Origin of the sequence: Psychroflexus sp. MES1-P1E (assembly GCF_002836055.1) — a bacterium.
In the GTDB taxonomy this organism is placed as follows: domain Bacteria; phylum Bacteroidota; class Bacteroidia; order Flavobacteriales; family Flavobacteriaceae; genus Psychroflexus.
In genome coordinates this window covers 1-8,515 of the sequence record NZ_PJBS01000109.1, presented here as the reverse complement: position 1 = coordinate 8,515, position 8,515 = coordinate 1, and the positions used below count along the sequence as shown (strand labels likewise).

Genomic DNA, 8,515 nt, shown 5'->3' with positions numbered 1-8,515 from the left:
TCTAGGCTATGGTTAGTACGGGAATTAAAAGTAATTAATTTCCGATTAAGTACTTAGCCAAAACTTTTTATTTTGTTTTATCTTTTTCGTTTAAAGCCAAATCAAAAGATTTGGCGGACTTGGTAAATACACTCAAACTTTGGGTTAAGCACTAAAACCCGTATTAACTATAGCCATTGTTGTGCCCAGTATTTTAATCAGGTTTAAAACAACACCTTTCCCTTAACATATTCTATATCAACAAGTCCGAAGTATCTCGAGTCAATGGAATTTCCACGATTATCACCTAAAACAAATAATTTACTTTTTGGAATTACTAATGGTCCAAAATTATCTCTATTCCATTTCTTATTATAAGTTTCTTCAATTTCTTTTTCTTCGTATGATTTATCATAAATCAATTCCTCAAGGTTTAAAGATTTCGCATAATTTCTATACGCCGCAACGCGAAATGTGTCTATATAGGTCAATTGAGCAGGTTCATATGAGTGAAAGATCTTTTCAGATTCAATAATTTGAAAAAACAATCCTCTTGGTACTTTATATTCGGGTAATTTGTTTTCATCATTTACTTTTTTACCATTTACAAATAAAGCGCCACTTTTAATTTGAATTTTATCATCTGTTTTTCCAATTAATCGAAATATTACTGGCTCTGAAAAATATTTATCTTCGAAAACAATAATATCATTATTGTCATATTTAAAAAGATTAGATACAAATACATTACTATGTTTCTTTATAGCGGGTTCCATAGTATTGGTGACCATATTATACCAATTAAACAACCCTGTACTCTTGATAATTATTAGAAATAAAATAAAGGCAGTGAAAATTATTGCAGTTTTTCGGTTTGTAAACATTACTGTTTATTTAGGTTGTTTTTAATATTGGGCACAACGTTCAGTATAAGAAACGTAGGGCAGTTGATAAGCACTTACGTTTCGGTTTATTACTTAGCTAAATATAAATATTTTGCTTTTATCTTTTTGTTCTAAACGCCAAATTTTATATTTAGCGGACTTTGTAATATTCACAGAACTTTCGGTTAAGCACGAACGCCCTATGTTTTTTATACCGTGTTAGCTACTGGCTTTTTATTCCATTTTTAATTCATTGATATTCACTTTCAGCTTTACATACTTTCTGTTTTCATAAGCTCCATATTCGATTTCAAATTCTTTTTGGTTGTCCTTTTCTCCAATCCATCTTACAAACTTTGGTTTATAGATAGGACCAATTTCATATAGATTTTGATTAGGTTCTTCGTCAAATTCCGATATTGCAATTAACAAATTATGAGAAACTTCCGAACTTGGGAATCCAGCACTACCACTTCCGTTATCAATTTTATATATTCTTACAGACAAATCACTCTCTCTATTGTCTCCAATTAGTTCAGAATTATTCAACACTTTAATCAATCGAGTATTATCAGACGTAATTATTTTCATCTTTTCTTGTCCACAAGATAGGTTTACAAAACATATCGAGAATATTAAAATTAATGTTGATTTTATTTTCATATTGGTGCTTGTAGCTAACGTTCAGTATAAGAAAGGTAGGGCAGTTGATAAGCACTTACGTTTCGGTTTATTACTTAGCTAAATATAAATATTTTGATTTTATCTTTTGTTCTAAACGCCAAATTTTATATTTAGCGGACTTTGTAATATTCACAGAACTTTCGGTTAAGCACAAACGCCCTATGTTTTTTATACCGTGTTAGCTACTGGCTTTTTATTCCATTTTTAATTCATTGATATTCACTTTTAGCTTTACATACTTTCTGTTTTCATAAGCTCCATATTCGATTTCAAATTCTTTTTGGTTGTCCTTTTCTCCAATCCATCTTACAAACTTTGGTTTATAGATAGGACCAATTTCATATAGATTTTGATTAGGTTCTTCGTCAAATTCCGATATTGCAATTAACAAATTATGAGAAACTTCCGAACTTGGGAATCCACCACTACCACTTCCGTTATCAATTTTATATATTCTTACAGACAAATCACTCTCTCTATTGTCTCCAATTAGTTCAGAATTATTCAACACTTTAATCAGTCGAGTATTATCAGACGTAATTATTTTCACCTTTTCTTGTCCACAAGATAGGTTTACAAAACATATCGAGAATATTAAAATTAATGTTGATTTTATTTTCATATTGGTGCTTGTAGCTAACGTTCCTCTAGTATGGCAAGTAGCGTGCAAATACTAGCTTAATTTTCAGTTTAACTCTTAAGATTCTAAATATACCAAAACTTTTGATTTAGCCCTTAATAGCTATTTGCTATACTAGATGTTGGCATTTGTTTTTTTATCAATTCGATGATTTTCAAAAACTTCAATGGCAGTTTTCAAAAAACCAATAAGTCCTATGCCTAATATAATTATTCCAAATGACATTTCCTTTAAAATATCTGAGCGTGAAAAAAAGTATCCGAACATACCAAGACACAATGTTAGTAGAGTAGTAAAGGTCATTAGATAAATCATTTGTTTTCCTTTTTTAGGATTTTCCCATATTTTTTTTGTCCACTTACTTTGTGTTTTAGAGGTGTCTTGAAGCGTAGACATACTAATACCCAAACCCAAAAATATAAGGGCGTTATTATAGCTTGTCCATAGAATTTCGATATTATTTCTTAAAAATTCAAATCCATTCAAATAAGGTTTTAAAATAAAAAAAAATCCAACTAAAACTAATGGGTATTGAAGGTAACTTAATATTTGAAAGGTTTTTTTAATTTTCATATACTCATTAATTTGATATTGGAATATTTATATTTTATTATCAGGTTTAGATTTTCTTAATTCCATTTCTGTCTTAAATTTTTTAAGATTTATGAAATTAATTGGTAGAATTGTTGAAAGCGCTATAGGAATTATAACTAGTGGTGTGAATTTACTTTGCATAGAAATGAAAATAAAAAATACTAAAGAACCCAATAATACGATTGCTAGCATCCAGGTTAAAGTCTTAATAGCCGTATGTTTCTTTTTAAGCTCTTCATAGCTCATAGATGATAATTTTTTTTGTTTCATACAATTAGGTTTAAATTAGAGTATTTTTAATAATTAAATTTGATTTTTAGTTTTTAAATAAATGCTAACGGTTCGTATATGGCAAGTAGGGCAATAGAAAGCGATAAACTTTCGGATTTGCTCTGAGCCACATTTTTATATTTTGTTTTTAACTTATTCATCTTAAAAGCCAAATTAAAAATTTGGCGGTGTTGGATAATAGCACTAAACTGTCGTAAACCACCGAATGCCCTATTTGCTATATACAGTGTTGGCGTGTCGTTTATTTTCCTTTTCACCATTGCTTTTCGACACTTTTTAACGAGTCGTTACTAAAAATAAGTAGAATACGTTCAAGTCCAACTGTGTCAGTTTTAAAGTCCATATATTCAAAGAGTCTATGGTCTTTAAGCAATATTTCAATTCCCTGCTTACTTTGGTCTGTTTGCTCTATTATTTGAATTAGAGTTTCCAAGTCAGCCTCAGTATCAGAATATCCTTCTTTCATATATGTTAATGTCACAGCTTGGTCAACAACCGAATAGAGTCCAGTAGCAGCAGTTATAACTAACAAAAGAAGGGAAATCCAAAACGCTATTTTCCATTTGTTTTTCATTCTATATGTTACCTTTTCTTTTAATTTCTCGTCCCATAAAATATCCAAATGTTAGTCCGTGAACCATCCCAAGTATTAAAAAAAGGAACAGTCCGTAAATCAGCCATCCAGTTACTGCCGAACCAAATCCTTTTATTCCCCAAGTTATTGTGTTTTCAATTGCGACAGTAAGAGCAGAACTAACAAACAGTAAAACCCACAGCATAAAAATGGTCAAAACACTAACTTTAAATTTAGATTTCCCTTTGTCAATTATTAGTCGACCTGATAATCCACCAAAAGACCAAATTCCAAATAATAAAACAACGATTTGAATTAATAGAAATATTTCATTTCCAACAATGTCTTTAAACATATTCTGAAAGAATGTCGAAACACTTATTGGTTCGTCCGTAAAAACTTGATAAGAAAGACCTATTAGTATAGGTATAGCTAAAATTAGTGCAACTGAAAAGAAGCAGTATTTTAACAATGTCGTTCTTCCTATTTTTCTACTTTCTATCATTATTTGTAATGCACGCCAACGTCTAGGCTATGGTTAGTACGGGAATTAAAAGTAATAAACTTTCGATTAATCACTTAGCCAAAACTTTTTATTTTGTTTTATCTTTTTCTTTATAAAGCCAAATCAAAAGATTTGGCGGACTTGGTTTAAAAGCAATTACCTTTGGGTTAAGCACCAAACCCGTATTAATTATAGCCATTGTTACCCACAGTTAATACTTTCCTTTTCTTGAACTGGCTCCTGCTTTTATTTTTTCTTCAAGTACAAGAATTACAGTTTTTTTCAAGACTTCATAGTTGAAATCTTCTTCAAAGCCATATCTAAAAGTTGAGTGTGTTCCTCCTTTGTCCATTCCAAGTACATATTTCGGCCCACCTAATTCAACAGAGATTGGCGAATTTTCCGTTTGAATTCGAAATTCCGTTTCTCCTTTATCATTGACTACATAAAAAAGATGTTTGTAGTAGAGTTCTCCTTCTTTAACCGCAAATCTTTCAAATGCCTGTATTAACTTATCATTCCAATCGAACTGGTCAAAACAAAACATCTCTTTGAGATTGTCCTTTAAGATTCCTTGCTCATATGCTTGATAAAGTTTCGCTCTTAAAGGTTTTGCTTTTTCATATTCTTTTTTACCATAGTAAACCTGAATTAGTTTCGCGTAGGAATGAAAGTCATTTGGTGCTAATTCAATCAATTCTTTAAGTGCTATTTCCGATTTATTATAAGCTTTATTTAGCAATTCATAAAGTCCAATATTGTAAAGTGCGTTTACATAAGAATCGGATTCTTTTGAGATGGTTGTTTTTGATTTGTAAAATGCCTCTAAGGCTTTTTCTGGTTGATTTAGTTCTGCATAGATTTGTGGAATCATAGTAAAAGGTCTGTCTATCGGCTCATTTTTTTCTGTAGCTGTGATATAAGCAGGAAGTGCCTTTTCATATTTCTCTTGACTTATATAAGAATCTCCTAATCCACTAAAATAATTTGTGTTAGTTGAATCAAGTTCGATTGCCATATTGAAAGACTCAATTGCTTTATCAAACTGTCCCATATAATTTAAAGTCATTCCTTTAATGAAATATGTGTCAGGGTCAGTTTTGTCTTTTTTGATTGACAAATCCATTAGTTTAAGCACATTATTATCGTCAGCTTTCATATAGTAAGCCATTCCAACATAATAAATTGCTTTAGCTGGATATTCACTTGCCTTTTGGGAATGCTTTGAAATAATCAAATCATATTTTTCTTCTCCGTAAGCTTTTTCTAATTCAGTCGTAATCTGTTCTTGAGCATAATTACTTAAGCTTAAAAGACAAATTATTAATGTTAGCAGGATTTTTTTCATAATTGTGGGTAACGTTTGGCTATGCGTAGTGCGGTATTTAAAATCTCTGAACTTTCAATCTTGTACATAGCTAAAGCTTTGTGTTTTGTTTTTATCTTTTCATTTTTAAAAACTAAACCAAAGGTTTAGCGGTTTTCATTAATTGCTCTAATTTTTAAATTTACTGCCGAAACCCGCATTACGTATAGGTTTTGTTATAGCCTTTTCTTATTTTTCTTTATTCATATTATCTCCGCAATTTGAACAAAATGGTAAGTGAGCAAAATTTTCAGAGTCACATTTTTTGCATTTTTTAAATAGTTCAAGTCCACAGAAACGGCAAAAATTTGTTACAATGCCATATGTTTCTGCTTTGTCTTTTTTCCCTGCTGATTTATCCCATTTTTTAACAATAAAGTCTTTGCCACAAGAAGGACACATATGATCATTTAATGCTTTTTCTGCAGTTTCCGTTTGTACTTTCTTTGATCGCTCTGTTGTTGATATTTTTAATTCATTCTTTTTTTGTTCTATAAATGCCCTTATCTTATTTATTACATAAACACCAAATAGAACACTCAAAATTATTCCAACAGTATACCTAATGTAACCACCATAACTTGGCAGATAAGGAACTAAGCCAAAAAAGAAAGCATAAAAAGAGAAGAGTACGAACCCTAAAAATAAAGGCCAATATTTATGTTTTCTAAATTTTATTATAAAAAATATTCCTAAAAGTAGAATTGGTAAAATGAACAGTAAACGAATTAAAAAAACTTTTAAGTCATATTTTCTAATAGCCTTTTCTCGTTCTCCATAAGCTCTATCTTTTTCCTTATCAATAAGTTCCTCAATCTTATTTTTATTTTTCGTTAATAGATTTATTTCATTTGTGATTTCCGCTAGTTCCTTTTTCCATTCTTGTTGAGACTTATAATATTCATCAAGTTCATTGGCTCTATTAAGTACGTCTTTGTCCTCCTTTGGTGAACCAACTGTTTTTCTTGCTTCAAGCCAATTATCAAATGATTTTTTCGCATTTACGTAATTACTATTTACAACTTTAATTGTGTTTTCAACGCTTGACTTTTTTTCGCCCTTTAAATTAATTTTGAGATCTATTTTTTCAATCTCAGAGTTCTTTAAAGTTAAAAAATCTGCATTTTGAAATTGTTCAACCGTTGGCCTTTCTTTCCATTCATCAACGTCATCAATTAATTTTCCAGAAAGAGAAATTAAGAAACCGCATAATACTATTGCTATTATGTAGTTAATCAGTTTTGAAGTTTTCTCTAATTTTTTATTATTAAATTCCATATTTCAGTTTTTTCTTGAATTGGCTATAACGGTTCGGTTATGGTTAGTACGGGAATTAAAAGTAGTGAACTTTCGATTAAGCACTTAGCCAAAACTTTTTATTTTGTTTTATCTTTTCATATTTAATACCAAATCAAAAGATTTGGCGGACTTAGTTTTAAAGCTAAAAACTTTGGGTTAAGTACAAAACCCGTATTAATTATAGCCATTGTTAGCAGCTTTACTTTTTAGATAAAAAGGCTTTTGATTTTATTATAAATTCATCTTTAGTTTCTCCTTCATGAGCTCCATGTGCTACGTTTGGTAGTATCCAAAGATCAGATTTTGGTAGATTTTTCTTAACACGAAACACTTCTCCTAAATCCATTCCTTCATCATCATCACCTATCATGATTAATATCTCGGGTTTTATACTTTGCAATTCTTCATCACTTACCTTGACAGTATAATTTTTAAACTGATTCATCATTGCTTTTATTTGTTCATCTCCATCATGGGATGTCTTGAGCCATGGAAAATTGTTTCGATTTTCAAAAGTAAAAGCTTTTAAATATTCAGGAAAGTCATTGATTGTCCATGTTCCTACTGCACCTATAGTTATCATAGATTCTATGACATATGGACTGATTAAAGCTAGTTGATAAAGCACATCTCCACCAAAACTAAATCCAATGGCTTTGATTTTTTTCAATTTCAAATATTGAATTAAGCCATTAAGGTCTTGGGCAACGGCTTCTATTGATAAGTCCTGCTTAAATGGCTCTGATTTTCCATGTCCTGTTAAATCAATTAAATATACTTCATATTCTTTTACATAATCTTTGATATACGGCCTCCATGATTTAGAGGATTGTGTGTAACCATGCAATAAGAACAAAGGCTTTCCCTTGCCATAAATTTCGTAATAGAGATTTTTCCCATTTATAGAAACGGATTCGGTTTTCTTAGGTGTTTGAGATAAAATGTTAGTTGACATTAAAAGAAGAGTGATTAGCGTAGTAATTTTTATCATTTATATTCAGTTATTAATCTTTGGATATTGCTGCTAACGACTAAGCTAAGAAACGGAGGCAGCCCGAAGGGCGGCTCTGTTTTCTTAGGTTTTGTTATGGGTGTTTTTAATTCTTTTTCTTTGCTTAAATCGCATATATGGCTTCGACGTTAAATTAAATCTGTATTTAACATGAAACCATAATACGGAAAAGGGTTTTGTTGGTCTCAATTTGTCAATTCCTATTGCTTTTTGTAAAACTGCTAGTTCAAAATTTTTGCTTTCTGCGACTGGGTTAAATCGATTCAAATTCCTAATGTAGGCCTTGTAATACTTTTTAAACAACATGAAGCTAAAATCAAAGTTGTTCAACTTATTGTAAAAATCGTCGATGTCATTTTCAGATAAACTAATCTTATGAGTCCCGACATTCAGCACACTAAAATGTAGACACTTCAGGATGTGTATATTGACTTGCAATTTCATAGGCTTTTTTAAACATACTATTTTTTTTTAATTAATGCTAACGGTTTGTGTATGAAATGTAGCGTATTTAAAAGTACTACATTTTCGGTTTAGCACTTAGCCAAATTTACAATTTTACCGTTATTTTTCTTTTAACTGTCAAATTGTAAATTTGGCGGACTTTGTTAATATGCATAAACTTTTGGTCTGGCTCGTAACCCTTATTATTTTTATACGGTGTTGTGCTTTCGTTGTGTGTCCTGC

At 30.5% G+C, this 8,515-nt stretch carries 10 protein-coding genes; all 10 read right to left on the bottom strand.

What is annotated here, in order from left to right:
• Positions 1 to 203: 203 nt before the first annotated feature.
• The 10 genes from lepB to CXF67_RS02860 all read right to left on the bottom strand — a co-directional run bounded on the left by lepB (position 204) and on the right by CXF67_RS02860 (position 7,807).
• Complete coding sequence (lepB, locus tag CXF67_RS02905; RefSeq protein ID WP_102087382.1) at positions 204 to 863, bottom strand: signal peptidase I; 660 nt, start codon at positions 861 to 863, stop codon at positions 204 to 206.
• Positions 864 to 1,097: 234 nt separating this feature from the next.
• A complete protein-coding gene (locus tag CXF67_RS02900) occupies positions 1,098 to 1,454 on the bottom strand; it encodes a hypothetical protein (RefSeq protein ID WP_257984568.1) in 357 nt (118 codons plus the stop codon).
• A 286-nt stretch (positions 1,455 to 1,740) separates the two neighbouring features.
• Positions 1,741 to 2,169 carry a hypothetical protein gene (locus CXF67_RS02895; RefSeq protein ID WP_102087380.1) on the bottom strand — a complete coding sequence of 143 codons (429 nt, stop codon included), beginning with the start codon at positions 2,167 to 2,169 and terminating at the stop codon, positions 1,741 to 1,743.
• A 132-nt stretch (positions 2,170 to 2,301) separates the two neighbouring features.
• Positions 2,302 to 2,760: a hypothetical protein gene (locus CXF67_RS02890; RefSeq protein WP_102087379.1), complete on the bottom strand. Its 459-nt coding sequence runs from the start codon at positions 2,758 to 2,760 to the stop codon at positions 2,302 to 2,304.
• Positions 2,761 to 2,787: 27 nt separating this feature from the next.
• Positions 2,788 to 3,051 (bottom strand): redox-active disulfide protein 2, encoded by a 264-nt coding sequence (locus CXF67_RS02885; RefSeq protein WP_102087378.1) that lies wholly within the window; start codon positions 3,049 to 3,051, stop codon positions 2,788 to 2,790.
• 274 nt (positions 3,052 to 3,325) lie between these two features.
• A complete protein-coding gene (locus CXF67_RS02880) occupies positions 3,326 to 3,646 on the bottom strand; it encodes a hypothetical protein (protein WP_102087377.1) in 321 nt (106 codons plus the stop codon).
• Position 3,647: 1 nt separating this feature from the next.
• Positions 3,648 to 4,151 carry a hypothetical protein gene (locus tag CXF67_RS02875; protein ID WP_102087376.1) on the bottom strand — a complete coding sequence of 168 codons (504 nt, stop codon included), beginning with the start codon at positions 4,149 to 4,151 and terminating at the stop codon, positions 3,648 to 3,650.
• Positions 4,152 to 4,362: 211 nt separating this feature from the next.
• The gene (locus CXF67_RS02870; protein WP_102087375.1) at positions 4,363 to 5,499 is read right to left on the bottom strand and encodes a tetratricopeptide repeat protein; all 1,137 of its coding nucleotides are present in this window, start codon (positions 5,497 to 5,499) and stop codon (positions 4,363 to 4,365) included.
• Between the two features lie 207 nt (positions 5,500 to 5,706).
• Positions 5,707 to 6,795 carry a hypothetical protein gene (locus tag CXF67_RS02865; protein WP_102087374.1) on the bottom strand — a complete coding sequence of 363 codons (1,089 nt, stop codon included), beginning with the start codon at positions 6,793 to 6,795 and terminating at the stop codon, positions 5,707 to 5,709.
• Between the two features lie 220 nt (positions 6,796 to 7,015).
• Positions 7,016 to 7,807 carry an alpha/beta fold hydrolase gene (locus tag CXF67_RS02860; protein ID WP_102087373.1) on the bottom strand — a complete coding sequence of 264 codons (792 nt, stop codon included), beginning with the start codon at positions 7,805 to 7,807 and terminating at the stop codon, positions 7,016 to 7,018.
• Positions 7,808 to 8,515: the final 708 nt, after the last annotated feature.